Origin of the sequence: Pseudomonas sp. Root562, from assembly GCF_001427125.1 — a bacterium.
GTDB lineage: Bacteria > Pseudomonadota > Gammaproteobacteria > Pseudomonadales > Pseudomonadaceae > Aquipseudomonas.
Genome location: NZ_LMGK01000025.1, coordinates 79,428 through 104,609, shown reverse-complemented (window position 1 = coordinate 104,609; position 25,182 = coordinate 79,428). Strand labels below are relative to the sequence as shown.

General features: G+C 59.0%; 26 protein-coding genes. 13 read left to right on the top strand and 13 right to left on the bottom strand.

Features of this window, described 5'->3' with window-relative positions:
* Positions 1 to 85: 85 nt before the first annotated feature.
* Positions 86 to 589, top strand: coding sequence for a universal stress protein (locus ASD60_RS24160; RefSeq protein ID WP_056856402.1), 504 nt, complete (start codon positions 86 to 88; stop codon positions 587 to 589).
* A 113-nt stretch (positions 590 to 702) separates the two neighbouring features.
* Entirely contained in the window at positions 703 to 1,677 is a 975-nt protein-coding gene (gene cysB / locus ASD60_RS24155) for an HTH-type transcriptional regulator CysB (protein ID WP_007899921.1), read from the top strand.
* A 6-nt stretch (positions 1,678 to 1,683) separates the two neighbouring features.
* Here the strand turns inward: cysB and ASD60_RS24150 are convergent, their stop codons facing one another.
* Together ASD60_RS24150 and ASD60_RS24145 are read right to left on the bottom strand one after the other, a co-directional pair.
* Positions 1,684 to 2,166: a GreA/GreB family elongation factor gene (locus ASD60_RS24150; RefSeq protein ID WP_056856401.1), complete on the bottom strand. Its 483-nt coding sequence runs from the start codon at positions 2,164 to 2,166 to the stop codon at positions 1,684 to 1,686.
* A 2-nt stretch (positions 2,167 to 2,168) separates the two neighbouring features.
* A complete protein-coding gene (locus ASD60_RS24145) occupies positions 2,169 to 2,576 on the bottom strand; it encodes a hypothetical protein (RefSeq protein ID WP_056856400.1) in 408 nt (135 codons plus the stop codon).
* 124 nt (positions 2,577 to 2,700) lie between these two features.
* Between ASD60_RS24145 and earP the strand changes: the two genes are divergently transcribed.
* Both earP and ASD60_RS24135 read left to right on the top strand, forming a co-directional pair.
* A complete protein-coding gene (gene earP / locus ASD60_RS24140) occupies positions 2,701 to 3,843 on the top strand; it encodes an elongation factor P maturation arginine rhamnosyltransferase EarP (protein WP_056856399.1) in 1,143 nt (380 codons plus the stop codon).
* 48 nt (positions 3,844 to 3,891) lie between these two features.
* Positions 3,892 to 4,461, top strand: a complete 570-nt coding sequence (locus ASD60_RS24135; RefSeq protein ID WP_056856398.1) for an elongation factor P — start codon at positions 3,892 to 3,894, stop codon at positions 4,459 to 4,461.
* 327 nt (positions 4,462 to 4,788) lie between these two features.
* On the opposite strand, the gene ASD60_RS24130 is transcribed toward ASD60_RS24135, so the two are convergent.
* From ASD60_RS24130 to ASD60_RS24115, 4 genes are all read right to left on the bottom strand, one after another.
* Positions 4,789 to 5,802 carry an alpha/beta hydrolase gene (locus ASD60_RS24130; protein WP_056856397.1) on the bottom strand — a complete coding sequence of 338 codons (1,014 nt, stop codon included), beginning with the start codon at positions 5,800 to 5,802 and terminating at the stop codon, positions 4,789 to 4,791.
* A 35-nt stretch (positions 5,803 to 5,837) separates the two neighbouring features.
* Positions 5,838 to 6,257 carry an organic hydroperoxide resistance protein gene (locus ASD60_RS24125; protein WP_056856396.1) on the bottom strand — a complete coding sequence of 140 codons (420 nt, stop codon included), beginning with the start codon at positions 6,255 to 6,257 and terminating at the stop codon, positions 5,838 to 5,840.
* A 344-nt stretch (positions 6,258 to 6,601) separates the two neighbouring features.
* Positions 6,602 to 7,063 carry a MarR family winged helix-turn-helix transcriptional regulator gene (locus ASD60_RS24120; protein WP_056856395.1) on the bottom strand — a complete coding sequence of 154 codons (462 nt, stop codon included), beginning with the start codon at positions 7,061 to 7,063 and terminating at the stop codon, positions 6,602 to 6,604.
* A gap of 64 nt (positions 7,064 to 7,127) precedes the next feature.
* A complete protein-coding gene (locus ASD60_RS24115) occupies positions 7,128 to 8,090 on the bottom strand; it encodes a LysR family transcriptional regulator (RefSeq protein WP_056856394.1) in 963 nt (320 codons plus the stop codon).
* Positions 8,091 to 8,199: 109 nt separating this feature from the next.
* On the opposite strand from ASD60_RS24115, the gene ASD60_RS24110 reads away from it, so the two are divergent.
* A complete protein-coding gene (locus tag ASD60_RS24110) occupies positions 8,200 to 8,949 on the top strand; it encodes a sulfite exporter TauE/SafE family protein (RefSeq protein WP_082557657.1) in 750 nt (249 codons plus the stop codon).
* On the opposite strand, the gene ASD60_RS24105 is transcribed toward ASD60_RS24110, so the two are convergent.
* On the bottom strand, positions 8,939 to 9,793 hold the full coding sequence (locus ASD60_RS24105; protein WP_056856392.1) for a LysR substrate-binding domain-containing protein: 855 nt from the start codon (positions 9,791 to 9,793) through the stop codon (positions 8,939 to 8,941). The genes ASD60_RS24110 and ASD60_RS24105 overlap by 11 nt on opposite strands.
* Positions 9,794 to 9,888: 95 nt before the next feature.
* Here ASD60_RS24105 and ASD60_RS24100 point away from each other — a divergent pair, with 95 nt between their 5' ends.
* Together ASD60_RS24100 and ASD60_RS24095 are read left to right on the top strand one after the other, a co-directional pair.
* A complete protein-coding gene (locus ASD60_RS24100) occupies positions 9,889 to 10,104 on the top strand; it encodes a DUF1127 domain-containing protein (protein ID WP_056856391.1) in 216 nt (71 codons plus the stop codon).
* A gap of 81 nt (positions 10,105 to 10,185) precedes the next feature.
* Entirely contained in the window at positions 10,186 to 11,415 is a 1,230-nt protein-coding gene (locus ASD60_RS24095) for a winged helix-turn-helix domain-containing protein (protein WP_056856390.1), read from the top strand.
* A 146-nt stretch (positions 11,416 to 11,561) separates the two neighbouring features.
* Here the strand turns inward: ASD60_RS24095 and ASD60_RS24090 are convergent, their stop codons facing one another.
* Positions 11,562 to 12,908, bottom strand: a complete 1,347-nt coding sequence (locus ASD60_RS24090) for a class II 3-deoxy-7-phosphoheptulonate synthase (RefSeq protein ID WP_056856389.1) — start codon at positions 12,906 to 12,908, stop codon at positions 11,562 to 11,564.
* Positions 12,909 to 13,056: 148 nt separating this feature from the next.
* On the opposite strand from ASD60_RS24090, the gene ASD60_RS24085 reads away from it, so the two are divergent.
* Complete coding sequence (locus ASD60_RS24085; protein ID WP_056856388.1) at positions 13,057 to 13,812, top strand: spermidine synthase; 756 nt, start codon at positions 13,057 to 13,059, stop codon at positions 13,810 to 13,812.
* Between the two features lie 127 nt (positions 13,813 to 13,939).
* Here ASD60_RS24085 and ASD60_RS24080 read toward each other — a convergent pair whose 3' ends face one another.
* The gene (locus ASD60_RS24080) at positions 13,940 to 14,731 is read right to left on the bottom strand and encodes a crotonase/enoyl-CoA hydratase family protein (protein ID WP_056856387.1); all 792 of its coding nucleotides are present in this window, start codon (positions 14,729 to 14,731) and stop codon (positions 13,940 to 13,942) included.
* Between the two features lie 420 nt (positions 14,732 to 15,151).
* On the opposite strand from ASD60_RS24080, the gene ASD60_RS24075 reads away from it, so the two are divergent.
* A complete protein-coding gene (locus tag ASD60_RS24075; RefSeq protein ID WP_056856386.1) occupies positions 15,152 to 16,825 on the top strand; it encodes a DEAD/DEAH box helicase in 1,674 nt (557 codons plus the stop codon).
* An 81-nt stretch (positions 16,826 to 16,906) separates the two neighbouring features.
* Here the strand turns inward: ASD60_RS24075 and ASD60_RS24070 are convergent, their stop codons facing one another.
* On the bottom strand, positions 16,907 to 17,674 hold the full coding sequence (locus tag ASD60_RS24070) for a DODA-type extradiol aromatic ring-opening family dioxygenase (protein WP_056856385.1): 768 nt from the start codon (positions 17,672 to 17,674) through the stop codon (positions 16,907 to 16,909).
* A 102-nt stretch (positions 17,675 to 17,776) separates the two neighbouring features.
* Here ASD60_RS24070 and ASD60_RS24065 point away from each other — a divergent pair, with 102 nt between their 5' ends.
* Positions 17,777 to 18,433 (top strand): thiopurine S-methyltransferase, encoded by a 657-nt coding sequence (locus tag ASD60_RS24065; protein ID WP_056856384.1) that lies wholly within the window; start codon positions 17,777 to 17,779, stop codon positions 18,431 to 18,433.
* A gap of 172 nt (positions 18,434 to 18,605) precedes the next feature.
* Here ASD60_RS24065 and htpX read toward each other — a convergent pair whose 3' ends face one another.
* Together htpX and ASD60_RS24055 are read right to left on the bottom strand one after the other, a co-directional pair.
* Positions 18,606 to 19,496, bottom strand: coding sequence for a protease HtpX (gene htpX, locus ASD60_RS24060; RefSeq protein WP_007973520.1), 891 nt, complete (start codon positions 19,494 to 19,496; stop codon positions 18,606 to 18,608).
* A 319-nt stretch (positions 19,497 to 19,815) separates the two neighbouring features.
* The gene (locus tag ASD60_RS24055; protein ID WP_056856383.1) at positions 19,816 to 21,027 is read right to left on the bottom strand and encodes a pyridoxal phosphate-dependent aminotransferase; all 1,212 of its coding nucleotides are present in this window, start codon (positions 21,025 to 21,027) and stop codon (positions 19,816 to 19,818) included.
* A 225-nt stretch (positions 21,028 to 21,252) separates the two neighbouring features.
* Here ASD60_RS24055 and msrB point away from each other — a divergent pair, with 225 nt between their 5' ends.
* The 3 genes from msrB (at position 21,253) to ASD60_RS24040 (ending at position 22,752) form a co-directional block, all read left to right on the top strand.
* A complete protein-coding gene (msrB, locus tag ASD60_RS24050) occupies positions 21,253 to 21,648 on the top strand; it encodes a peptide-methionine (R)-S-oxide reductase MsrB (protein ID WP_056856382.1) in 396 nt (131 codons plus the stop codon).
* Positions 21,649 to 21,808: 160 nt separating this feature from the next.
* A complete protein-coding gene (locus tag ASD60_RS24045; protein WP_056856381.1) occupies positions 21,809 to 22,294 on the top strand; it encodes a glutathione peroxidase in 486 nt (161 codons plus the stop codon).
* On the top strand, positions 22,291 to 22,752 hold the full coding sequence (locus ASD60_RS24040; RefSeq protein ID WP_056856380.1) for a MarR family winged helix-turn-helix transcriptional regulator: 462 nt from the start codon (positions 22,291 to 22,293) through the stop codon (positions 22,750 to 22,752). The genes ASD60_RS24045 and ASD60_RS24040 overlap by 4 nt, the downstream gene beginning before the upstream one ends.
* Here the strand turns inward: ASD60_RS24040 and ASD60_RS24035 are convergent.
* Positions 22,736 to 25,063, bottom strand: coding sequence for a hybrid sensor histidine kinase/response regulator (locus tag ASD60_RS24035; RefSeq protein WP_177336605.1), 2,328 nt, complete (start codon positions 25,061 to 25,063; stop codon positions 22,736 to 22,738). The two genes, ASD60_RS24040 and ASD60_RS24035, sit on opposite strands and share 17 nt — an antisense overlap.
* Positions 25,064 to 25,182 lie beyond the last annotated feature (119 nt).

Genomic DNA, 25,182 nt, shown 5'->3' with positions numbered 1-25,182 from the left:
TCAACGCGTTACACCGGACGTCGTACTCGCCAAGGCGCTGCTAAGCTGAATCAATCTCCGCCATGTTGGCATTCGAGGAGGTCATATGATCCGTTCGATGCTGTATGCCACTGACCTCGGCCTGTACGCCCCCGTGGTGATGCAACACGCCCTGGAATTGGCTCGGACATTCGATGCCGACTTGTACGTAGTGCACGCGGTGGAACCCATGGGCCTGTTTGCCGAATCGGTGCTTCAGAGCTACCTCGACGAGCAAGCGTTGAACGAGTTTCACAGCCAGGGCTTGAACACGGTCATTGCGAGTATCGAGCAGCGGGTGCTGGATAGCTTTCGTGAGGAGTTGGGCGGCGAGGGTGAGTTGGACCTGAAAAGAATCCAGGCAGTACGGGTGCTGCAGGGCGATCCGTCGCAGGTGATTCTCGACCAGGCGCAGAAACTCTCTGTGGATTTGCTGATCGTAGGTAGTCACAGCCACGGGGCTGGTGCGGAAACGCCATTGGGCCGCACCGCGGCGCGGGTGTTGCAGTTGGCCAAAGTGCCGGTTTATCTGGTGCCGCTGGTGCAACGCCGTCGCCAAGGGGATCGCTAGGCTGCGAATAGCAGGACTTTGATAAAAAAGTTCTAGATTTATTCTTCAAACCATTAATATAGTTATATACCGTCGCTGATGCCCGTGGCGTCCAACTGCTTTGAGGGATTCATATGAAGCTTCAACAACTGCGCTACATCTGGGAAGTGGCGCACCACGACCTCAACGTTTCCGCTACAGCCCAAAGCCTTTACACCTCGCAACCGGGCATCAGCAAACAGATCCGCCTGCTGGAAGACGAATTGGGCGTCGAAGTGTTCGCCCGCAGTGGCAAGCACCTGACCCGCGTCACCCCGGCCGGTGAGCGGATCATCACCACCGCTGGCGAAATCCTGCGCAAGGTTGAAAGCATCAAGCAGATCGCTCAGGAATTCTCCAACGAGAAAAAGGGCACCCTGTCGATCGCCACCACCCACACCCAGGCGCGTTATGCGTTGCCGCCGGTGATCAGTAATTTCATCAAGCAGTACCCGGACGTTGCCTTGCACATGCACCAGGGTTCGCCGATGCAGATCGCCGAAATGGCCGCTGATGGCACCGTGGATTTCGCCATCGCCACCGAAGCGCTCGAGCTGTTCGGTGATTTGGTCATGATGCCGTGCTACCGCTGGAACCGCTGCGTGGTCGTGCCTCAGGGCCACCCACTGACCAAGCTGTCGAAGCTGACCCTCGAAGCCCTCGCTGAATACCCGATCGTGACTTACGTGTTCGGTTTCACTGGCCGTTCGAAGCTCGACGAAGCCTTCAGCCATCGCGGCCTGACGCCGAAAGTGGTGTTCACCGCTGCCGACGCCGACGTGATCAAGACCTACGTTCGCCTGGGCCTGGGTGTGGGTATCGTGGCGAAAATGGCCGTCGACACCAAACTCGACAGCGACCTGGTGGTGCTCGATGCCAGCGAATTGTTCGAATCCAGCATCACCAAGATCGGCTTCCGTCGCGGCACCTTCCTGCGTGGTTTCATGTGCGACTTCATCGAGAAGTTCGCCCCGCACCTGACCCGCGAAGTCATGGCCAAAGCCATCCAGTGCCACAACAAGCAAGAACTGGAAGAACTGTTCGACGGCGTCGAACTGCCGGTTCACTAAGCCTGTTTATACGACCTCGGTAACAGCGAACTGTTGCCGAGTGCCCGCCACCAGAATCTCCACTTCATCACCTTCGAACTTGCCCAGCAGGCTTTTGCCCAGCGGTGAGCGCGGGGTGATGACAGTAATCAACTGCCCCACCAGATCGACCTTCAGACCCGCCGCATCAGGCGCCAGAAACAGCCATTGCTCTCGACCTTTTTCGTCTTCCAGACCCAGCAGGGCGCCGACTTCAATGCCGCGTCGCTCGTCATACGCACGCAGCACCAGGTTTTGACACAACGCCAGTGACTGGCGAATTTCCTCCACACGCCTGGCCTGCCCGGCTGCCAGATATGACGCCTCGAGCCCCAACGTGTCGTATTTGTTCTCGGCGATGTTTTCTTCATGGGTCGCGGTTTCGTAAGCGGTCTGTGCGGCCCGTTCAGCGATGTCGAGATCGACTCGCAGCTTGTCGAGAATCAGTTGGTGGACAGTTTGTTTGTTCATGATCAATCGCAGAATTGCAGGACATTGGCGCGGCTTTTTTCGCTGGGTGCCGTCTGGTCCTGTTGCAGCCAGAACTGACATTTGGCGTTCGACAGATTGCGGTTGCTGCTGCGCGCCTGATCGAGTCGTTGCGCCTGTTCGTCCTTGCGCAGGTTCTGTTCATACTGCTCGAACAGCGGACTCTGTGGTGGGATATCCGGAACCTGTTGCACCACCGGCGGGTTGGCCATTTGCTGTACCGCTTGGGCCACCGGGGCCAATTGCTCGCTGAAAAACAGGCGCGAGGCGAGCCAGCAGGTCAGCGCGATGGCGAGAAAGCCCAGCCACAGACCGAGGGCGATACTGCCGGTCAATTGCAAGGCATTGAGCTGGATCGGCAACGAGCGGCGCGGATTGGTACGGTAGGGCATGACTGCCTCCTGGCGGTGGGGCGCGGGCGAGTGCCGATTGTCGCACGAAGATTAATCGTCGTCGGCTCTTCTGCGCAGGGTAATTTATGCGGACAATCGCGGCTTTTGCCAACGGGAACCTGGAATGCCTGAAATGAAACCCCGCTGGGATATTTTTTGCACCGTGGTCGATAACTACGGCGACATCGGTGTGACCTGGCGCCTGGCTCGGCAGTTGGTGGCCGAGCATTCGCTGGCGGTGCGTTTATGGGTCGACGACCTGCGTGCCTTTGAGCGCATGTGCCCCGAGATCGATATCCATGTTGCGCAGCAGTGGCAGCAAGGTGTCGAGGTGCGGCAGTGGCCCGCCGAGTGGCTGCCGACAGAAGCGGCGGATGTGGTGATAGCCGCATTCGCCTGCCAGTTGCCCGCTGCCTATATGGAAGCGATGGCCGAGCGCCAAAAAACACCGTTGTGGATGAACCTCGATTACCTGAGTGCCGAGGATTGGGTGGTCGGCTGTCACGGCTTGCCTTCGGTGAAGTACAAGCACGTACAGAAATTCTTCTTCTTTCCGGGATTCCAGAAAGGCACGGGCGGCTTGTTGCGTGAAAACGGATTGCTCGAACGACGTTGGCGGTTTCAGCAGGATCCCGAGGCTCGGCGCACCTTTCTGCAGGGCTTGGGTGTCGAGTGTGCAGCCGGTGCGCAGCTGATGTCGTTGTTCGCCTATGAAAATGCCGGGCTTGCCAGTTGGCTGGATGCGCTGGCCAGTGATTCGACGGCCACTCATCTGCTGGTGCCGGAAGGGCGGATCCTCGGCGATGTAGAACGCTGGCTGGGCGTGAATGATTTGCAGGCCGGCGCGTTGCACGTGCGTGAGGCCGTGACCGTGCAGGTGCTGCCGTTTGTCCGCCAGGATCAATATGACCTGTTGCTGTGGAGTTGTGATTTCAACGCCGTGCGTGGTGAAGATTCCTTCGTCCGCGCGCAATGGGCGGGTCGGCCTCTGCTCTGGCATATCTATCAGCAGGAAGAAGATGTCCACCTGGACAAGCTCGAAGCCTTTCTGTCGTTGTATGTGAAAGGGCTGTCGGAACCTGCTCGGGAGGCGATCAGCGGTCTTTGGCGGGCGTGGAACGCCGGCGAAAAAATGACCGACCACTGGCAATCCACTCGTAAACACTGGCCGGAGCTGGAAAAACACGCCGAGTCATGGTGTCTGGAACAAGCCTTGCAGGCCGATCTTGCCACGGCGCTGGTACAGTTTTATGGAAATTGGATATGATACGCGGCCTAGATTTTTGTAAATCCCATCCAAATTCGGATATTCGCAATGAAAACTGGTAAAGAACTGAAACCCGGTACCGTGATCCGTCTCGAAAACGATCCTTGGCTGGTTCAGAAAGCTGAATTCACCAAGTCGGGTCGTAACAGCGCGATCATGAAGACCAAGCTGAAAAACCTGCTGACCGGTTACAAGACCGAGATCGTTTACAGCGCTGACGACAAACTGGACGACGTGATCCTCGACCGCAAAGAAGCGACCCTGTCCTTCATCAGCGGCGACACCTACACGTTCATGGACACCACTGACTACACCATGTACGAGCTGAACGCTGAAGACATCGAAAGCGTTCTGCCGTTCATCGAAGAAGGCATGACCGACGTTTGCGAAGCCGTGTTCTTCGAAGACCGTCTGGTATCCGTAGAGCTGCCGACCACCATCGTGCGTCAGATCGACTACACCGAAGGTTCCGCTCGCGGCGACACTTCCGGCAAGGTAATGAAGCCTGCCAAACTGAAGAACGGTACCGAGCTGTCGGTTGCTGACTTCATCGAAATCGGCGACATGATCGAGATCGATACCCGCGAAGGCGGTTCCTACAAAGGCCGTGCTAAATAAGCACTGCTTGAGGAATGAAAAAGCCCGACCATTGAGTCGGGCTTTTTTGTGCCTGGATGAAACATCCAGTTCTGCTGTAGGAGCGAGCCTGCTCGCGATGGGCTGCGCAGCAGTCCCTTTCAGGGCCGCTTCGCGCCCCAGCGGGAGCAAGCTCCCTCGCCACGGTCCAGTGTTCGTCCTTGAGTGAACTGAATCAGACCTTGGAGTCGGGCTTTTTTGTGCCTGTGGATCCTGTTCAAGCTGACACTGAACCCGTAGAAGCCAGGCTTGCCGGCGAAGGCGTACTTGAGCTCGCTTTCGCCGGCAAGCCTGGCTCCTGCAGGGCAGTTATTTCTTCAGGTGTTCCTTGAGTTCCTGCGAAGCCTGCAACATTGCCGAACGAACCGCTGGAACCTGGCTCACCACGTTGAGCAAACCGTAGTCGTGGATCATGCCGTTGTAGCGAACCGAAGTTACAGGTACACCGGCCTCATCGAGTTTGCGGGCGTAGGCTTCACCTTCGTCGCGCAGCACATCCGCTTGCGCCGTTTGCACCAGCGCCGGTGGCAGACCCTTGAGTTGCGCAGGGGTAGCCCGCAACGGCGAGGCATAGATCTCGTTACGCTGCTTGGCGTCGGTGGTGTAGTTGTCCCAGAACCACTTCATCATGTTTTTGCTGAGGAAGTGCCCTTCGGCAAACTGGTTGTAGGATGCCGTCTCGAAGTTGGCATCGGTCACCGGCCACAGCAATACCTGGAACTTGATCGCTGGCGTGCCTTTGTCTTTTGCCATCAGCGCAACCACGGCCGCCATGTTGCCACCGACGCTGTTGCCGGCCACGGCCAGGCGTTTGCCATCGACGTTGATCTCTTTACCGTGTTCAGCTACCCATTTGGTCGCGGCGTACGCCTGGTTGATCGCCACCGGGTAATGCGCTTCCGGCGACGGCGTGTAGTTGACGAAGACCGCCGCTGCGCCCGAACCGACAACCAGGTCACGAACCAGTCGTTCGTGGGTCGGGAAATCTCCCAGTACCCAGCCACCGCCGTGGAAGAACATGAACACTGGCAGCTCGCCCTTGACCCCGGCCGGCCGGACGATAGTCAGGCTCAGCGGTTGGCCGTCGACCTGAATGGTCTTCTGGCTGACATCGGCTTTTGGCAGCGTCAGCTTGACCCCGGCCTGCGCACCCACTAGCACGGCGCGGGCTTGTGCAGGCGTCATTTGCTCGATCGGCTTGCCGGTGCCGGCATTCAACACGTCGAGGAATGCCTGGGTGTTGTGCTCGACATCACCGGCGAACGCGTTGTTGATCGACAGAGCGAGAAGGGTACCGGTCAAGACTTTGCTGAAAGTGTTCATGTTCATTTCCTGTTCGGGCCTGAGTGGGTCAGTGATTAGACGGTGACGTGCAGACGTACTTCGACATTGCCGCGGGTGGCATTGGAGTACGGGCAAACCTGGTGGGCAGCATCGACCAGGGCTTGCGCGTCGGCTTGTTCAAGGCCCGGCAAGCTGATGTGCAGGTCGATGTCCAGACCGAAACCGCCAGGAATCTGGCCGATACCGACGTGGGCGGTGATCGACGCATCGCTCGGGATGCTGCGCTTGCTCTGGCTGGCAACGAATTTCAGGGCGCCGATGAAGCAGGCGGAGTAGCCGGCTGCGAACAGCTGTTCAGGGTTGGTCGCCGCACCGCCAGCACCGCCGAGTTCTTTCGGGGTAGCCAGTTTGACGTCGAGAATGTTGTCGCTGGAAACAGCACGACCGTCACGGCCACCGGTGGAAGTTGCAACTGCGGTGTAGAGAGTTTGCATGGTGAAAGCCTCGTTCGGGTTTGATTGTTTGCGCTAAATGTTTGCGCGTTAAGTAAGTGCGAGGTGAATGTATCGCGCTAATGTTTAGTGCGCAAGATAAATTTTGGAAAAAAAACCGGGAAATTTAAAAACCTGATGATGGTCTTCGCTTGAAAGGCTTGAACTAGAGCTGTGGAAGGGGAGTTTTCAGGGGTGCGGAGCGAACTGGATTTTCGCTTCAACGCAAAACAACTGTAGGAGTGAGCCTGCTCGCGATGGCGGTGAGTCAGTCGACACTCATGCGAATGTCGAGCCGCTATCGCGAGCAGGCTCACTCCTACAGGGATGTGCGCTGGTAGAAAGAGTTACAGACTGTCTTGCAAGTGACGACGCAGCGCTTGCAGTTCCGCCTGCAGTTTCTGCAATCGCTCAAGGGTCATGCCGCTGGCGCCGAGGATGCATTGAGGAATGCCACGGGCCTTGTCACGCAGGGCGCGACCTTTTTCGGTGAGTTCGATGATCACCACGCGTTCGTCTTCGCGGCTGCGGGTGCGGCTGAGCACACCTTCGGCTTCCAGGCGTTTGAGCAGCGGGGTGAGCGAGCCGGGATCAGTCAGCAGGCGCGTGCTGATTTCGCCCACGGTCAAGCCGTCCTTTTCCCACAACACCATCATCGCCAGGTACTGCGGATAAGTCAGGCCCAACGCCTGCAGCAAGGGCTTGTAGACCTTGGTCAACATCAGTGAGGTGGAGTGCAAGGCGAAGCAGGCCTGGTTGTCCAGCAGCAGGTCGTCGCAGTTGTCCGGGGTGTCGCGCTCGGTGGTCATTTCGAAGCCTTTGATCGGTGATCATCATGAATCTAGCGGGCAAATCTTTAATGCGCCAGATAATTCAGGACGAGTGGTGGTCCAGGTGGGTTTGCAGGACCAGATCCCAGGGGGGGATGGGGCTGAAGCGGGTTTTCAGGTATTCCAGCAGCAATCGGCTGCGCGAACTGGATTGTTGTTGCAGGCGCAAGGCATAGATTCCCGAACTCTCCGGTTTGGGCAGGCCATTGTCGCAGAACAGCGGCACCAGTTCCCCGCGCAACAGATACTCACTGGCCAGCCATGTCGGCAAATGCGCGATACCCAGCCCGGCGAGCGCACCGCAGACCAGGGCTTCGGCATTGTTGGCGCTCATGCGGATGCGCGAGGGGCGATGCAAATGCATTTGGCCTTCACGTTCGAAGCGCCAGGCAAAAGGTGGCGCCAGGCCGTCCCAGTCAAGACCGTCGTGTTCAATCAATTGTGCCGGATCATTGGGCACGCCACGTCGTTTCAGATAGTCAGGGCTGGCGCAGGCGATGCGCACCATGCTCGCCAGCGGTGTGGCCACCAATCGCGTGTCGGCCATCTGTCCGGCACGCAATACCAGATCGACCTTGCCCAGGTTCAAGCCCTGCATGTCGACGAAACTGTCGATCAGGTGCAATTGCACATCAAGGCCGGGATACAGCATCAGGAAGTCAGCAATGACCGGCGCCAGATGCCGACGCCCGAACGCGGCAGGCGCATCCACCCGAATCAAGCCTTCTGGAGCGCTGCTCAGGGACACAGCTTCGGCGCGGGCCAGGCGTAACTCGGCGACGATCCGCCGCGCCCGTTCGGCAAACGCCAGGCCGGCCGGCGTTGCACGGACCGCGTGGGTGCTGCGAATGAACAATTGGCTGCCGACAGCGTTTTCCAGGCTATCAATGCGTCGCGCGACGGCCGATGGGGTCAACGGATGACGGCGCGAGGCCGCGGAAAAGCTGCCGGTTTCCAGTACATCCAGAAACAAGCCCAGTTGCTCGGTCAATTGATCGGGATTCATCGTCTGTAACGCTTATGCGAAGTTGGCACAGCCATTGTGCGTTGCTGTGCGTTTCCGCGCCAGAACCAACTGCGTAGGATGAATCGCCTGACGTAGGAGGAAAACGCCTGTGATTGAGTTTTTGATGTATTTGGCCTTTGGCGCTGCCTTGGGTACGCTCGGCGGAATATTTGGCATCGGAGGTGGCTTGATCGCCATTCCGCTGCTGGGCGTTTTATTCGGGCTCGATCAACAGATCGCCCAAGGGACTGCGCTGGTGATGGTGGTACCGAACGTGATGCTGGCGTTGTGGCGTTATCACCAACGCAACAGGATCGAGTTGCATCACGCGCTGCCGCTGGCCTCGATGGGGTTCTGCTTCGCCTGGATCGGCTCGATCTGGGCGGTGGGGATAGATGCGCAAACCATGCGTATTGGCTTCGTCGCTTTTCTGATCGCGCTTTCGGCCTACAACTTGATGCGCATGTTCCTCGCCAGCGCACCGGCCTCTTCACAGATGAACTATGGATGGCCCTGGCTGGGTGTGCTCGGTGCGGCATCCGGCACCATGGGCGGGTTGTTCGGCGTGGGCGGGGCAGTGGTGGCAACGCCCGTGCTGACCAGCCTGTTTGGCACCACTCAAGTGGTCGCGCAGGGTTTGTCGTTGGCGCTCGCATTGCCAAGCACCGGCGTCACTCTGGTGACCTATGCCGTGCATCATCAAGTGGACTGGTGGGTGGGCGTACCGCTGGCAATCGGTGGACTGATGAGCATCAGTTGGGGCGTGAAGATTGCTCACGCCATGCCGGAGCGCCTGTTGCGCGCGCTGTTCTGCGGTTTCCTGGTGCTTTGTGCGGTGATGCTCGCCTTTAAAGTTTGAAGCCTTCGACGATGTGTTCGGCCAGGCATTCGGTGATCGGCGACGGATTGTGCAGATTACGCACGAGCATGATGCTGGCCTCGGGCAGCAACGGCAGGTCTTCAGCTTCACCGAGGATGCGCATGTCCGCGGTGATCAGGCTTTCCAGCTGCGCGGTGACCGCCAGGCCGGCACTGACCACCGCCATGATCGCCGACAGACTGTCGCTGTTGTACGCCACGCGGTAATCGCGGCCTTGGGCATCGAGGGCGTTGCAGGCCCACAGGCGGCAGAAGCAATCGCTGTTGAACATGGCCAGCGGCAGCGGCGTTTGTTCGTGGGCGCTGTAGCATTGCGCTTCGGCCCAGACAAAACGCTCCTTGCGCAATAACTGGCCGATTTCGCTGCCCGGTTCGCGGGTGACGATGGACAGGTCCAGGTCCTGGCGCATCAGCAATTGTTTTGATGATTCGCAATGCACTTCGATCTGGATCAGCGGATAGGACTGGGCAAACCGCCGCAGGATGCCCGGGAGGAAACGCATCACATAATCGTCTGGCGTACCAATGCGCACGGTGCCGATCATGTCTGGCTCGCGCAGGGTGTTGAAGACTTCGCTGTGCAACTTGAGGATGCGCCGCGCATACCCCAGCAGCACCTGGCCCTCGGCGGTGAGCCGCACTTGACGGCCGTCGCGCTGGAACAACTGGCGCTGCAGCACGTCTTCCTCCAGCCGTTTCATCTGCATGCTGACGGCCGACTGGGTGCGATGGACCAATTCACCGGCGCGGGTAAAGCCGCCCTGGTCGGCAATCGCGACAAAGGTGCGCAACACTTCGGTATCGATCGTCGGGTAGCTCGACATACATCAATCTCCGAGATGATTGCCATCAGAAACATTTGTTGGATTGATCTTAGACCCGGCGCGAGACTGGAGCCATCCAAACGGAGGGCAACAAGATGAAAGGTCAACATGAGTTCCAAGGCACAGAACACCATTCGGTTCACCTGATATCCGATCTGCTGCACAAGATCAGCCGCTGGTACGAGTTGCATCGTGAGCGCGAACTGCTGGCAAGCCTGAGCGACGAGGCATTGAAGGACATTGGCATGAGCCGGGCGGATGTCGAGCACGAGTCGATCAAGCCGTTCTGGAACGACCCGATGCATAAATGAACCCGATCAATAAATGATGAGAACGACGCTACACAAACCCCTTACCGGTGAGGTAGGTTGCGAGCAGACAAGGAGATGCTCATGCCCGCAACGTTGTCCTTTACCCTCAAACAGGCTCGGCGTCTGGCACTGGCCGCCCAAGGATTCAACGGGCGCCAGCCGCCAGCGGCGATCAAGTCTGCCCAGCTCAACCGCCTGATCGAACGGCTGGGTCTCCTGCAAATCGATTCGGTCAACGCCGTGGTGCGCTCGCACTACCTGCCGCTGTTTTCCCGTCTGGGTTCCTATTCTTCTGACTTGCTCGACCAGGCTGCCTGGAGTTCGGGGCGACGTCGCACGCTGTTTGAATATTGGGGCCACGAAGCGTCGTTACTGCCGATGTCGATGTACCCGCTGATGCGCTGGCGCATGCAGCGTGCCACGCGTGGCGAAGACATTTATCAACAACTGGCGCGTTTCGGTCGTGAACAGCAAGACACCATTCGCCGGGTATTGGCCTCGGTTGAAGAACTGGGCGCGTTGGGCGCCGGCAGCCTGTCGACCCGACAGGAACGGGCCGGGCCATGGTGGGACTGGAGTGCGGAAAAGCACGCGCTGGAATGGTTGTTTGCCGCCGGCGAAGTGACCGTGGCTGGCCGGCGCGGATTCGAGCGGCTTTATGACTTGCCGGAGCGAGTCATTCCTTCACAGGTTCTGGCGCTGCCGTTGCTCACTGAAGCCGAGGCCCAGCGTGGCTTGCTGGTGCATGCCGCGACAGCCTTGGGCGTGGGCACCGAGAAAGACTTGCGCGACTACTTCCGCCTGAACCCCGGCGACAGCCGCCCGCGTCTGGCTGAATTGGTCGAGGCGGGCGAGTTGCTCACCTGCGAAGTCCAGGGCTGGAAGCAACCGGCCTATTGCCTGCCCGAGCCCAAGGTGCCGCGCAGGGTCGAGGCCAGTGCACTGCTTTCACCGTTCGATTCGCTGATCTGGGAGCGCAGCCGCACCGAGCGTCTGTTCGATTTTCGCTATCGGCTGGAGATTTACACGCCGCAGGAAAAACGGGTCTACGGCTATTACGTCTTGCCGTTTTTGCACAACGAGCGGATTGCCGCGCGAGTCGATTTGCGCGCCGAACGGGCGGCAGGGCGGCTGGCAGTGCATGCGGTGCATGAGGAAGAGGCGGGGCTGGATGACGAAGGGATGCTGGCGTTGGCGGTGAATCTGCGGCGGATTGCGGACTGGTTGGGGCTGGAGCGGGTGCAGTTGAATTGCCCAAGGGCGAGTGCGGATCGGTTGCGGGTGGCATTAGCGCAGATTGAGGGTGACTGAGCTGACGCCATCGCTGGCAAGCCAGCTCCCACAATGACCGCGCCATTCACAAATTATGTGTACAACGCTATCCCTGTGGGAGCGGCGGTGCGACGATTCAACTTGCCCGCGATGGCTGCCTGTCAGGCAATCAAAGATTTAATGACTCACCGCCTAACTTGCTTCAAGGTCTCTGCAATCAAAAACGCCAGTTCCAGCGACTGATCGGCATTCATCCGCGGGTCGCAGTGGGTGTGATATCGATCCGACAACCCATCTTCGGTAATCGGCCGCGCGCCACCGATGCACTCGGTGACATTCTGCCCGGTCATCTCGATGTGGATACCACCGGCGTAGGAACCTTCCGCCTCGTGCACCTGGAAGAACTGCTTCACCTCACCCAGAATCTGCGCAAAGTCGCGGGTCTTGTAGCCGCTGCTGGCCTTGATGGTGTTGCCGTGCATCGGGTCGGAACTCCACAGTACTTGCTTGCCTTCACGCTGCACCGCACGAATCAGCTGCGGCAAGTGATCGCCGACCTTGTTCGCGCCCATCCGGGCGATCAGGTTCAGGCGACCGGGGTCGTTGTCCGGGTTAAGCACATCGATCAGGCGGATCAGGTCGTCAGGATTCATGCTCGGGCCGACTTTGACCCCGATCGGGTTGTTCACTCCGCGCAGGAATTCGACGTGGGCGCCGTCGAGCTGGCGGGTGCGGTCGCCGATCCACAGCATGTGCGCCGAGCAATCGTAGTAATCGTTGGTCAGGCTGTCGCGCCGCACGAAGGCTTCTTCGTAGTTCAGCAGCAGCGCTTCGTGGGCGGTGAAGAAGCTGGTTTCGCGCAGTTGCGGCGAGCTGTCCATGCCGCAGGCACGCATGAAGGCCAGGGTTTCATCGATGCGGTCGGCGAGATGGCTGTACTTTTCCGCCAGGGCCGAATTGGCGATGAAGTCCAGGTTCCACTTGTGCACCTGATGCAGATCGGCAAACCCGCCCTGGGCGAAGGCGCGCAAAAGGTTCAGGGTGGCGGTGGACTGGTGATAGGACTGGAGCAGGCGTTCCGGGTCCGGCACACGGCTTTTTTCGTCGAAACCGATGCCGTTGACGATGTCGCCACGGTAGGCCGGCAGGGTGATGCCGTCGATGGTCTCGTCGTTGGCTGAACGCGGTTTGGCGAATTGCCCGGCCATGCGTCCAACCTTGACCACCGGGCAACCGGCCGCGAAGGTCATGACAATTGCCATTTGCAGCAACACTTTGAACGTATCGCGAATTTTTGCGGCGGAGAACTCGGCGAAGCTTTCGGCGCAATCGCCGCCCTGCAACAGAAACGCGCGGCCCTGGGTCACTTCGGCAAACTGACGACGCAATTCCCGCGCTTCGCCGGCAAACACCAGCGGTGGATAGCTGGCCAGCGTTTGCTCGACCTGCTGCAAATGCGCAGCGTCGGGATATTGAGGTTGTTGCTGGATCGGCAAGGCGCGCCAGCTGTCAGGGCTCCAGGGTTGGCTCATCATCATCTCTAGTGTTTTACGCTCGGGCGTCCATGTTATCAGCAATTAGTGCGTGACCTGTTCCCGTCGCTTCGCGGACAATCGCGCCTTTGCCGCTTCATGTTGCGGTGTGTTGCGTTGCCAGGCCCGGCAACGATCGGGAGACGAAATGACTGAGGAGCGCGTCGAGCATTTGCTCGCCGAGGTGCAGGACGAATTTGGTGTGATTCGTGTGCTGGAAGTGGCTGATTACCGTTTTCTCGAATTCGGCGATGCCATCGAGCAAAGCTGCGTGTTCACCGCCGACCCGAGCTGGCTCGAGTATGACTACACCCGGGCGATGCTGATTGGCGCGCTGTGCCACGAACAGCCGGAATCGGCATTGTTCCTCGGCCTCGGTGCAGGCACGTTGACCCAGGCTTGCCTCAAATTCCTGCCGCTGGACGACGTCGAAGCCATTGAGTTGCGCCCGGATGTGCCGCGCCTGGCCATCGAATATTTGGGGCTGGATGACGATCCGCGTCTTTACATCCGTGTGGGTGATGCGCTGGAGTTGCTCGACACCGCCGAGCCCGCGGACCTGATTTTTGTTGATCTTTACACCGACGTAGGCCCGGGAGCCGGGCACTTGGCGTGGACTTTCCTGGAAAACTGCCAGAAACGCCTCAACCCGGGTGGCTGGCTGGTGATCAATCAATGGGCCACCGATGACGGCAAGCCGTTGGGCGCCGCGTTGCTGCGCGGGCTCTATCATCGGCATTACTGGGAACTGCCGGTGAAGGAGGGCAATGTGATTCTGATCGTGCCGTCGGACCTGGATCAGGAGCTGGATATGGAAGGCCTGGTATCCCGGGCCGAAGGGCTGGCGCCGCGGTTGGGGTATTCGTTGCAGTCGTTGATCAAGGCGATTCGCCCGGCGACATGATTCGGTGCCCGTGAGGGCCTCATCGCGGGCAAGCCATGCTCCCACAGTTTTCGTGTCCTTGCGGATGAAACAAAACCTGTAGGAGCAAGGCTTGCCCGCGATAGCGATCTTTATTTCGACGCAAATCTCAGCAGCCTTTGAAGATGCCGGGCCGCCGCTCCACCAGCGACCGCACCCCCTCCTGGGCATCCTCGCTGCTCAGCAACTTTTTCACCTGCGCCGGCAACCCGTGCGCAGCGGCGGTTTCCCCTTCGTAACGCGCCTGTCGCGCCGACATCAACGTCGCCTGCACACCCAGAGGTGCCTGCCGCGCAATCCGTTCAGCCAGTTCAATGGCCCTTGGCAACAAATCCTCGCTGGCCATCACTTCCTGTACCAGGCCCAAGTGCAGCGCATCGTGAGCATCGAACTCGTCGCCGGTCAGCATCCAGCGCATTGCATTGCCCCAACCGGCGACCTGATGCAGGCGCAATGTGGCGCCGCCGAAAGGGAAGATCCCGCGCTGCACTTCCATTTGCGCGAAGCGCGTGTTGCTGGCGCACAGGTTGATATCGGCGGCCAGCATCAACTCGATGCCGATGGTCAGGCAGTAACCCTGCGCGGCGACGATTACCGGTTTGCTGACCCGGGGGCCGGCAAATACGCCCCACGGATCGCAGCCGCCAGGCGGAGCCTGCCAGCCTTCGGTCAGCGCAGCGCTGGCGTTGACCAGATCCAGCCCGGCGGTGAAGTGCTCGCCGTGACCGAATACCACCGCAACCCGCGCATCGCTGTCCGCTTCGAACTCACCATAGGCAAGGCTCAGCTCGTTGAGCAGGTCAAGGTCGAAAGCATTGCGCTTGGCTACCCGATCCAGGCCGATCAACAGGACATGACCGCGCTTTTCACGGCTCACACGGCGGGTGTCGAGCTCTTTCATGGTGCATATCCTCGGGCGGGAAGGGGAGTCAGACCGGCGGTCCGGGTCTTCAAGATGAACCGTTTTAGCGCCATCGCCCGCTGGGCCGGGCCTTTGAAAAATAGACGCTTGCACGATTATCCGCAAAGCCTGTGACAGAACGCCGTATGCGGGAGTTTTGCGATAAAAAAAGCTCCCTTTTTCGGCAAATTCCGGTATAGTGCGCGCCGGCCTTTAGCCGGGCCGCGTTTAGGTAGAGCAATTCCCCGAAGTCAGCTTCGGCTGCACGTCCGTACTACGGACTCTCCCTTGACGATTCTTTTCATTCATTCGTTTTCGCAAATCCCCGCCGACAAAGCTGCCAGGGCGACTCTTGAGTCTCAACACGGCATGCGCAGCTTTGGAGCATGGGTCTTTGCGGATGCACTTAGAGGCAGACCCATGACCCAGGAAATCGGCGGCTTCGCCGCTCTTGAACTTCATCCCAATATTGTCGCTGCAGTAGTCGCTACCGGCTATGAAGAGCCTTCGGCCATTCAGCAGCAGTCGATCCCGATCATTCTCGCCGGTCACGATATGATTGGTCAGGCGCAAACCGGTACCGGTAAAACCGCTGCCTTTGCCCTGCCTATCCTGCACCGCATTGATCCGTCCAAGCGCGAGCCGCAAGCTCTGATCCTGGCCCCAACTCGTGAGTTGGCGCTACAAGTTGCAACCGCTTTCGAAACCTACGCCAAGCAAATGCCGGGCGTAACTGTTGTGGCTGTCTACGGCGGCGCGCCGATGGGCCCACAATTGAAAGCAATCCGTAATGGCGCACAGATCGTTGTCGCCACACCGGGCCGTCTGTGCGACCACCTGCGTCGCGACGAAAAAGTTCTGGCGACCGTGAACCACCTGGTTCTCGACGAAGCAGACGAAATGCTCAAACTGGGCTTCATGGATGACCTGGAAGTTATCTTCAAGGCCATGCCGGAAACCCGTCAGACCGTATTGTTCTCGGCCACCCTGCCGCAATCGATCCGTGCCATCGCTGAGCGCCACCTGCGCGATCCGAAGCACGTGAAGATCCAGAGCAAGACCCAGACCGTTACCGCGATCGAACAGGCTCACCTGTTGGTTCACGCTGACCAGAAGACTTCTGCCGTTCTCAGCTTGCTGGAAGTGGAAGATTTCGACGCCCTGATCATGTTTGTGCGCACCAAGCAAGCGACCCTGGACTTGGCCAGTGCCCTGGAAGCCAAAGGCTACAAAGCCGCTGCGCTGAACGGTGACATCGCCCAGAACCAGCGTGAGCGCGTGATCGACTCCCTCAAAGATGGCCGCCTGGACATCGTTGTGGCGACCGACGTTGCTGCCCGTGGCCTGGACGTTCCGCGCATCACTCACGTATTCAACGTTGACATGCCGTACGATCCGGAATCCTACGTTCACCGTATCGGCCGTACCGGCCGTGCCGGTCGCGAAGGTCGTGCACTGCTGCTGGTGACTCCACGTGAGCGCCGCATGCTGCAAGTGATCGAGCGTGTAACCGGTCAGAAAGTTGCTGAAGTTCGCCTGCCGGACGCTCAAGCCGTTCTGGATGCGCGCATCAAGAAACTGACCAACAGCCTGTCGCCGCTGGTGGCTGATGCCGAATCGACCCACGGTGATCTGCTCGATCGCCTGACCGCCGACATCGGTTGCAGCCCGCGTGCCCTGGCCGCAGCCCTGCTGCGCAAGGCTACCAACGGTCAAGCGCTGAACCTGGCCGCTATCGAGAAAGAGCGTCCACTGGTGCCGAACAACGCGCCACGTGGCGATCGTCCGGAGCGTTCCGGTGATCGTCCTGAGCGTGGTGATCGTGAGCGTCGCGCTCCGATGCCATTGGGTGAAGGTCGTGCCCGTTGCCGTACCGCGCTGGGTGCGCGTGACGGTATCGCTGCCAAGAACCTGCTGGGCGCCATCCTCAACGAAGGTGGCCTGGCGCGTGAAGCGATCGGTCGCATTCAGGTGCGTGACAGCTTCAGCCTCGTCGAGCTGCCGGAAGATGGTCTGGAGAAGTTGCTGACCAAACTGAAGGACACTCGCGTTGCCGGTAAGCAGTTGAAGCTGCGTCGCTATCGCGAAGATTGATCCGCCTTTGGGCTGATTGATCGAACATGAAAAATCCCCGACTGGTTCGGGGATTTTTTTGCCTTTGAAAAAGATCGCAGGTCAGCCGAAGCGATAGATGTCCATGCCCAGCGCCCCCATGGTGAATCCCTTGTGCGCAACACTGAAATCACCTCCGGCACTGCGGGCAAAGTACAGCGGCAGCAAGTGCTCATCGCTCGGATGGTTGCGTACGGCATGCGGTGCCTGCGCGCGATAGTCATGCAGCGCGGCCTCATCGTTGGCGGCAAGTTTCTCGATCATCCAGTCGCGGAACGCTTGTGCCCAGGGTTCAACGCTTTCCGAGCCGGCATGCCAATCCAGTTCCCGCAGGTTGTGGGTAATGCTGCCGGAGCCGATCAGCAATACGCCGTGCTCGCGCAGGCTGGACAGGGCATGGCCGACGCGGGTTTGCAGGGCAGGGCCGCCACGGGTGGGCAGCGACACCTGAACGATCGGGATGTCCGCCTGTGGATACATCAACGACAAAGGTACCCATACGCCATGGTCGAAGGGGCGCTGGGGATCGATGCGTGCCGGAAGGTCGCTGGCCTTCAACTGCTCGACAACTTCGGCGGCCAGTTGGGGGTCCCCAGGCGCCGGGTATTGCACTTCGAACAGGGCTTTGGGGAAACCACCGAAATCGTGCCAGGTGTCAGGTTGCGGATTGCCGCCGACCAGCAGCTCGTTGCTTTCCCAGTGTGCAGAAACAATCACGATGGCTTTTGGCTTCGGCATTTCAGCTGCCAGGCGAGCGAGGGCCGGCCCACTGGCGCCGGGTTCCAGGGCTAGCATCGGGGAGCCATGGGAGATGTACAGGCTGGGGAACATGTTTAAGCTCCAGAGAGTAAGATGGCGCCATCTTCAATCAGATCATTGATCTAAATCTAATATAAGTTTTAGGGTGTTTTGATCGAATTTTCGGGGTTATCTATGCAGCCGGAGTTTTGGCACAAGAAGTGGGCGGCAAATCAGATCGGCTTTCATCTGCCGCGGGTGAACCCGTATCTGCAACGGTTCTGGCCGTCGTTAGGGCTGGAGGAGGGGGCTCGTGTGCTGGTTCCCTTGTGCGGAAAAAGTCTGGACCTGCTTTGGCTTGCCCATCAGGGGCATGAGGTTCTGGGGATCGAATTGTCGGAGAAGGCCGTGGAGGATTTCTTCAGCGAACACGGCTTTGATCCTGCCGTCAGCGAGCAAGGGCCTTTCAAGGTTTATCGGGCAGGTTCGATAGAGTTGTGGTGCGGTGATTTCTTTGCGCTGACTGCCGGCGACGTGGCCGATTGTTCTGCGCTCTATGACCGTGCCGCATTGATCGCGTTACCCCAGGCAATGCGTGAGGAATATGCGGATCATTTGAAGCGGATATTGCCCAAAGAGTCCCGGGGTCTACTGATCACTCTGGACTATGACCAGACGCAGATGCCTGGCCCGCCGTTTGCCGTTGTCGATGATGAAGTGCAGCGGCTGTTTGGCGATTCGTGGGCGCTGAAGATCCTGGAAGATCAGGATGTGCTGAGTGAGAGCGGGAAATTTCTGGAGGCGGGTGTTACTCGGCTTGAAGAGCGGGTGTACCGGGTTTCCATTCAATAAAAGGTGTGTTGTCTGTACTGGCCCTTTCGCGGGCGAGGCTCGCTCCTGCAAGGGGTGGATCTTCAGTAGGGGCGAGGCTTGCCCGCGAAGAGGCCCTGAAGAAAACCGCATCAATCAGCAGACAAAAAAAGGCCCGCATCTCTGCGGGCCTTCCTGTTTATTGCGTTGCCACTTAGCCCCGACGACGAGCCAGAGCGTCGATACGCTCTTCCAGAGGCGGGTGGCTCATGAACATGCGGGCGAAGCCCTGTTTGATGCCACCGTTGATGCCGAAGGCGTTCAGGGTGTCGGGCATGTGCACCGGCAGGCCTTGTTCGGCGCGCAGGCGTTGCAGGGCGCCGATCATCGCGGCGGTGCCGGCCAGGTTGGCGCCGGCTTCGTCAGCGCGGAATTCGCGTTTGCGCGAGAACCACATGACGATGGCACTGGCCAGGATGCCCAGAACCAGTTCGGCGAAGATGGTTGCCACGTAGTAGGCAATACCCTGGCCTTCTTCATTCTTGAAGATCACCTTGTCGACAAAGTTGCCGATGATCCGCGCGAAGAACATCACGAAGGTGTTCACGACGCCCTGGATCAACGCAAGTGTGACCATGTCGCCGTTAGCCACGTGGCCGATTTCGTGGGCGAGAACGGCTTTCACTTCATCCGGCGAAAAACGTTCGAGCAAGCCCTGGCTGACCGCCACCAGTGCATCGTTCTTGTTCCAGCCGGTAGCGAAGGCGTTCGCCTCGTAGGCCGGGAAAATCCCGACTTCGGGCATCTTGATCCCGGCTTCGCGGGACAGTTGCTCGACTGTTTGCAGCAGCCATTGCTCGTGACGCGTGCGTGGCTGGGTGATGATCTGGGTGCTGGTGCTCATCTTCGCCATCCACTTGGAGATGAACAGCGAGAACAGGGAACCGGCGAAACCAAAGACCGCACAGAAAATCAGCAGCTGATTGAGGTTGAGATCAACCCCGTTGGCCGCCATGAACCCGTTGAAGCCGAAAAGGCTCAGGGTGATGCTGGCAATCAGCACGACCGCCAGGTTAGTGGCCAAAAACAGCAGGATGCGCATCATGGTTGTAGAAATCTCCTTATGCTAAAAATGTAGCGTACTGCGGGGTATATAAGGTGCTGCACCGGGGTATTCAACCGGGTGACTATTTCAAACTGTGTCCTACGGTAAAAGCTTAGCTGCTTGCAGGGCATTTCCGACATTGATGCAGGAAGTGTTTGTAGGCCGGCAGGTCTCATTTGCCCCGTCGGCGTTGGACCGGAGCAGGCAGCGCAGTATTGATCAAGGCTAGAAGTGTCAGTGCTCGACTGGGTGCAAACATATGTTGCTGAATGAATCACCGTGCGACTCTGCAAGCGCCGTCGCACGGTAAACCGGTCATTTACTGCCGATAGGACTTGAGGAAATTGCCGATGCGGCCGATGGCCATGTCCAGGTCATCGACGCGAGGCAGGGTCACGACGCGGAAGTGGTCCGGCCACGGCCAGTTGAACGCAGTGCCCTGAACCACCAACAGCTTCTCGGAGAGCAGCAGGTCGAGGACGAATTTTTCGTCGTTGTGGATCGGGCAGACTTTTGGGTCGATCCGCGGGAAGGCATACAGAGCGCCCATCGGCTTGACGCAACTCACGCCCGGGATGTCGTTGAGCAGTTCCCATGTGCGGTTGCGCTGCTCCAACAGACGACCCGGTGGCAGCACCAGGTCGTTGATGCTCTGATAGCCACCCAACGCGGTCTGGATCGCGTGCTGGCTCGGCACGTTGGCACACAAGCGCATGTTGGCCAGCATGTCGATGCCTTCGATGTAGCTCTGGGCATGGTGTTTCGGCCCGGAAATGGCGATCCAGCCAGAGCGGAAACCGGCTACGCGGTAGGACTTGGACAGGCCGTTGAAGGTCAGGCACAGCAAGTCCGGCGCCAGGGAAGCAGTGCAGATGTGCACGGCATCGTCGTAGAGGATCTTGTCGTAGATCTCGTCGGAGAACACCACCAGGTTGTGCTGGCGGGCCAGTTCCAGCATGCCCAGCAGGACTTCCCTGGAGTACACCGCACCGGTCGGGTTGTTCGGGTTGATGATCACCAGGGCTTTGGTGTTCGGGGTGATCTTGGCCTTGATGTCGGCCAGGTCCGGCCACCAGTTGGCCTGCTCGTCACACAGATAATGCACCGGGTTGCCGCCCGACAGGCTCACGGCGGCAGTCCACAGCGGATAGTCGGGAGCCGGCACCAGCACTTCATCGCCGTTGTTGAGCAGGGCCTGCATCGACATCACGATGAGCTCGGAAACGCCGTTACCCAGGTAAATGTCTTCGATGCCGACGCCTTCCACCTGCTTTTGCTGGTAGTACTGCATCACGGCTTTGCGCGCGCTGAACAGGCCTTTGGAGTCGCTGTAGCCCTGGGCGGTCGGCAAGTTGCGGATGACGTCCTGGAGAATTTCATCCGGCGCTTCGAAACCAAAGGGCGCCGGGTTGCCGATGTTCAGCTTGAGGATGCGATGGCCTTCCTCTTCCAGGCGTTTGGCGTGCTTGAGCACTGGGCCGCGAATGTCGTAGCAGACGTTGGCGAGCTTGTTCGATTTGCTGACCTGCATGGCGATGTGTTCCCGAAAATGAACGATCCAGGCGGCGTATGAACAACCGTACTGGGAATCCTGCGTAATCACACAGGCCTGACGCCTTGGAGGCTGCACCCATAAATCTGTTTGAATGCGCGTGGTCTGGCTGCCAGACTGGCGTTTGACGAGGCGCAATCATACGTGCCGCCCGATCCGTGGAAAAGGTACAGATCGGGCTTTTTCAGCCGCCGAGGTGTGATGATGGAAAAGTTGGAAAAAACCCTGGAAGAATGGAAAGCCATGCTCGATCCGGAGCAGTACAACGTATGCCGGCTCAAGGGCACGGAGCGGCCGTTTTCCGGCAAATACAACGACAGCAAGGTCGACGGTATCTACCACTGCATCTGCTGTAACGAGCCGTTGTTCGATTCCACAACCAAATTCGATTCCGGCTGCGGCTGGCCAAGTTTTTATGCGCCGATCGGCGACAGTGCCATGACGGAAATCCGCGATGTCAGCCACGGCATGATCCGCACTGAAGTGGTCTGCGCCAAATGCGATGCGCACCTGGGCCACGTGTTTCCTGACGGACCACCGCCGACCGGGCTGCGGTACTGCATCAACTCGGTGTGCCTGGACCTGGTACCACGGGGATAACACTTATCCGTAGGAGCAAGGCTTGCCCGCGATGGCGATCTCAAGAACGCCATCGCGGGCAAGCCTTGCTCCTACAGTAGCGTGGCGTCCGGTAATTTAAATTGCACACAATTCAATTGCACTCTATTTTGTATCCCTCATCTCTTCCAGAGCGCAAATCATGAGCGACAATCTGCTGAACATTCCTTGCACCACGATCAAGGGCGAGCAAAAGACTCTGGCGGATTTCGCTGGCAAGGCCGTGCTGGTGGTCAACACGGCCAGCAAGTGCGGTTTCACGCCGCAGTACAAAGGCCTCGAGGAACTGTGGCAGACCTACAAGGATCAAGGCCTGGTGGTGCTCGGCTTTCCCTGCAATCAATTCGGCAAGCAAGAGCCCGGTAACGAAGGCGCGATCAGTGAGTTTTGCGAGCTGAACTACGGTGTCAGTTTCCCGCTGTTCAAAAAGATTGAAGTCAACGGCGCGGGTGCCCATCCGCTGTTCGTACAGTTGAAGCAGCGTGCGCCCGGCGTGCTCGGCTCCCAAGGCATCAAATGGAATTTCACCAAGTTCCTGATCGGCAAGGACGGCCAGTTGGTCAAGCGTTTTGCCCCTGCCACCAAGCCGCAGGATCTGAGCCGCGAGATCGAAGCCCTGCTCAAATGAACAGCGTGTCAGTCGATTCCCTGAATCTCGACAGTCAGCTGTGCTTCAAGCTGTACGCCGCTTCCCGCGCGGTGATTCGTGCCTACAAGCCGATGCTCGATCAACTGGGGCTGACGTACCCGCAGTACCTGGCCATGCTGGTGTTGTGGGAATGGCAAGAGACCGCCCCGGAGCAACCGACCGTCAAGGCATTGGGCGAGCGTCTGGCGCTGGATTCCGGCACGCTGACGCCGTTGCTCAAGCGATTGGAGCAACTGCAACTGGTTCAGCGCCAACGCTCGGCGCGCGATGAGCGCGAGGTGCACCTGAGCCTGTCGCCCGCCGGTACGGCATTGCGCGATCAAGTCGGACCGCTCAAGGCTCGGTTGTTATGCGACAGCGGCGTGGACCTCAATCGCCTGAATGATTTGCGCCAGGGGCTGGACCATCTTTTGGGGCAGATCAGGGCTCTGTCGTAACGGGAACCCACAGGTCCAGCAGTGAGGCCAGTTCTTCGCGGCGGAAGGGTTTGGCCAGGTAGTCGCTCATGCCCGCCGCGCGGCATCGTTCGCGTTCCTCCGACATGGCGTTGGCGGTCAGGGCGACGATCGGCAGTTCCGGCCATCGTCCGCTACGACGGATTTGCCGACTGGCTTCATAGCCGTCCATCACTGGCATGTTGCAGTCCATCAGCACCAGATCGAATTCATCATTCTCCAGCCGGTCGAGCGCCTCGGCTCCGTGAGCGGCGACGGTTACGTCGCAGCCGAGTTTGCCGAGCATGCCTTTGGCCACCAATTGATTGACCGGGTTGTCCTCGACCAACAGCACCCGTGCCCGGCGCTGCGGGCTGAGGATATCCACCGGCGTATCGCTGACGGTGCTGATTTGCGGTTGCAGGATTCGTCGCAAGGTCTGGTGCAGAGCGTTGCGTGCCAGGGGCCGCGCTTGCTGCTGCAAGGGGGCGAGGGCGTTGACTTGCTCTCCGGGCATGAAATTGCCGTAAGCGGTCACCAGCAGAATTGGCGCACTGAAAGTCGGGCGCAGGTTGAACAGGCATTCGGGGCAATCGGTGATCAGCACATCAGGATTCAAACCTAGAAGGGATTCATCAATGGCGCGTTGCTGATATTCCAGCCCCCAACCCGGCAGCAGGCTGCCCAGCAGTTCCGCCAAGCCACTGCTTGCGGCGGTAATGGCGACGACCTTGCCCTGCAATGGCAGCGGCGGCAGGGCTCGCGTGTGGCGAGGCAACGGCAATTCTGCGCAGAACTGACTGCCGAAACCTGCTTCTGAGCTGATGGTCAGGCGCCCGTGCATCGCTTCACAGAGGTTGTAGGTCAGGGCCAGCCCCAACCCGGTGCCGCCGAACTGCCGGGTAATACCGGCGCCGGCCTGGGTGAAGGGCTGGAAGATTTTGACCTGGGCATCCTGGGGAATACCGATGCCGGTGTCACAAACCTCGATTCGTACGCCATCGCCGTCGCCGATGCTCGACAGACGGACGTCGACCCTGCCGAAACGGGTAAATTTGAGGGCGTTGGAGAGCAGGTTGCTGACGATTTGCCTGACCCGCGTCGGATCGCCGAGCACCAGCGCCGGGAAGTGTGGGTCGATCAGGCAAGTCAGCTCGACACTTGGTGCGGCGTTTTGCGACAACAGGTTGGCCGTGTCTTCGACCAATGAGCCAAGGTCAAACGGGATGTTTTCAAGTTCAAGCTGACCGGCATCGAACTTCGACAGATCGAGAATATCGTTGAGCAATTCCACCAGAACTTTGCCCGAGTCGTGAGCAATCGACAGCTGTTGCTGTTGTTCGGCAGTCAATGGCCCATCGAGCGATAGCGCAATCATGCCCAACAGACCATTGAGCGGCGTACGGATTTCGTGGCTCATGTTGGCCAGGAATACCGAGCGTGCTTCGGCCATGTCCAGCGCCGTACTGCGAGCCAGTTCCAGTTCCTGATTGGACTGACTGAGCCGGGTGTTGATTGCCTTGAGCTCCGCTGTGCGCGCCGAGACGATGTTTTCCAGTTGGCCGAGGTAATCGGTCAGGCGGTTTTCGGCGTTGCGCCGCTGCTGGATTTCAGTGGTGACGTTCTCGAATTGTTGGTTGGCGACTTTCACCAGCACGCCGATTTCATCGTTGGCGTGCCCTGCCGGACATTCCAGAGGCGTGGGTTCCCCGCTGCGTGAATCCCGGCTACTGAGTTCGTGAATCAGCCGCACCAGAGGTTTGGTCAACATTACATAGAACAGTGTCAGCAGAATGCCGGTCAGGATCAGGCTGCGGGCGAAGCCGTTGAGCAGCGTCACCTCGGCCCGACGCAGGAAGCGATAGCCGAACGAATAAGTGTCGACGTCCAGTTTTAGTGTGCCAAGGGATTCGTTGGGCAGGTGGTCCAGATAGAGGCGGTCTTCGAACTGTCGTTCGGCGCCGAACAACAGGTCGCTGATCATGCGATAGCCACTTTGCTGGCCGGGGCGCTTGACGTCGGCCAGCACGTTGCCGTTGTTATCGATCAGTCTGGCTCCGATGATTGCCGGAGAACGCAGCAGGCCCAGTGTCAGTTCCTGAGCGAGTTCGGCGTCGATGTTATAGGCGATGCGCGAGGCGGGGTTGTGGCTGATTTCCAGCAAAGACAGTATTTCGCGGTTGATGGAGGCGTCTTCACTGGCATAATCGATGCCTATTTGCAGCAGGCTGAGCAGCATGCCCAAAATGAAACCAACCAGCACGGTAAGCCGGGCTTGCTTGTAGGACAGCCGGTTGGTGAACTTGATATCCATGGGGTGCTGAACCACTTCCGTTTCCCTTCGCTGCTCAAGCATAGTCGATCATGCATGTATACCGATGTTCTCGCGACCCCGTGTACCGGGGTGATCGCTCATTGAACGCTAAGTTTCGT

Excerpts from the sequence above, each read along its gene's own strand:
- ASD60_RS24160 (WP_056856402.1), top strand. The coding sequence starts at position 86 with ATGATCCGTTCGATGCTGTATGCCACTGACCTCGGCCTGTACGCCCCC.
- cysB (WP_007899921.1), top strand. The coding sequence starts at position 703 with ATGAAGCTTCAACAACTGCGCTACATCTGGGAAGTGGCGCACCACGAC.
- ASD60_RS24150 (WP_056856401.1), bottom strand. The coding sequence starts at position 2,166 with ATGAACAAACAAACTGTCCACCAACTGATTCTCGACAAGCTGCGAGTC.
- ASD60_RS24145 (WP_056856400.1), bottom strand. The coding sequence starts at position 2,576 with ATGCCCTACCGTACCAATCCGCGCCGCTCGTTGCCGATCCAGCTCAAT.
- earP (WP_056856399.1), top strand. The coding sequence starts at position 2,701 with ATGCCTGAAATGAAACCCCGCTGGGATATTTTTTGCACCGTGGTCGAT.
- ASD60_RS24135 (WP_056856398.1), top strand. The coding sequence starts at position 3,892 with ATGAAAACTGGTAAAGAACTGAAACCCGGTACCGTGATCCGTCTCGAA.
- ASD60_RS24130 (WP_056856397.1), bottom strand. The coding sequence starts at position 5,802 with ATGAACACTTTCAGCAAAGTCTTGACCGGTACCCTTCTCGCTCTGTCG.
- ASD60_RS24125 (WP_056856396.1), bottom strand. The coding sequence starts at position 6,257 with ATGCAAACTCTCTACACCGCAGTTGCAACTTCCACCGGTGGCCGTGAC.
- ASD60_RS24120 (WP_056856395.1), bottom strand. The coding sequence starts at position 7,063 with ATGACCACCGAGCGCGACACCCCGGACAACTGCGACGACCTGCTGCTG.
- ASD60_RS24115 (WP_056856394.1), bottom strand. The coding sequence starts at position 8,090 with ATGAATCCCGATCAATTGACCGAGCAACTGGGCTTGTTTCTGGATGTA.
- ASD60_RS24105 (WP_056856392.1), bottom strand. The coding sequence starts at position 9,793 with ATGTCGAGCTACCCGACGATCGATACCGAAGTGTTGCGCACCTTTGTC.
- ASD60_RS24100 (WP_056856391.1), top strand. The coding sequence starts at position 9,889 with ATGAAAGGTCAACATGAGTTCCAAGGCACAGAACACCATTCGGTTCAC.
- ASD60_RS24095 (WP_056856390.1), top strand. The coding sequence starts at position 10,186 with ATGCCCGCAACGTTGTCCTTTACCCTCAAACAGGCTCGGCGTCTGGCA.
- ASD60_RS24090 (WP_056856389.1), bottom strand. The coding sequence starts at position 12,908 with ATGAGCCAACCCTGGAGCCCTGACAGCTGGCGCGCCTTGCCGATCCAG.
- ASD60_RS24085 (WP_056856388.1), top strand. The coding sequence starts at position 13,057 with ATGACTGAGGAGCGCGTCGAGCATTTGCTCGCCGAGGTGCAGGACGAA.
- ASD60_RS24080 (WP_056856387.1), bottom strand. The coding sequence starts at position 14,731 with ATGAAAGAGCTCGACACCCGCCGTGTGAGCCGTGAAAAGCGCGGTCAT.
- ASD60_RS24075 (WP_056856386.1), top strand. The coding sequence starts at position 15,152 with ATGACCCAGGAAATCGGCGGCTTCGCCGCTCTTGAACTTCATCCCAAT.
- ASD60_RS24070 (WP_056856385.1), bottom strand. The coding sequence starts at position 17,674 with ATGTTCCCCAGCCTGTACATCTCCCATGGCTCCCCGATGCTAGCCCTG.
- ASD60_RS24065 (WP_056856384.1), top strand. The coding sequence starts at position 17,777 with ATGCAGCCGGAGTTTTGGCACAAGAAGTGGGCGGCAAATCAGATCGGC.
- htpX (WP_007973520.1), bottom strand. The coding sequence starts at position 19,496 with ATGATGCGCATCCTGCTGTTTTTGGCCACTAACCTGGCGGTCGTGCTG.
- ASD60_RS24055 (WP_056856383.1), bottom strand. The coding sequence starts at position 21,027 with ATGCAGGTCAGCAAATCGAACAAGCTCGCCAACGTCTGCTACGACATT.
- msrB (WP_056856382.1), top strand. The coding sequence starts at position 21,253 with ATGGAAAAGTTGGAAAAAACCCTGGAAGAATGGAAAGCCATGCTCGAT.
- ASD60_RS24045 (WP_056856381.1), top strand. The coding sequence starts at position 21,809 with ATGAGCGACAATCTGCTGAACATTCCTTGCACCACGATCAAGGGCGAG.
- ASD60_RS24040 (WP_056856380.1), top strand. The coding sequence starts at position 22,291 with ATGAACAGCGTGTCAGTCGATTCCCTGAATCTCGACAGTCAGCTGTGC.
- ASD60_RS24035 (WP_177336605.1), bottom strand. The coding sequence starts at position 25,063 with ATGGATATCAAGTTCACCAACCGGCTGTCCTACAAGCAAGCCCGGCTT.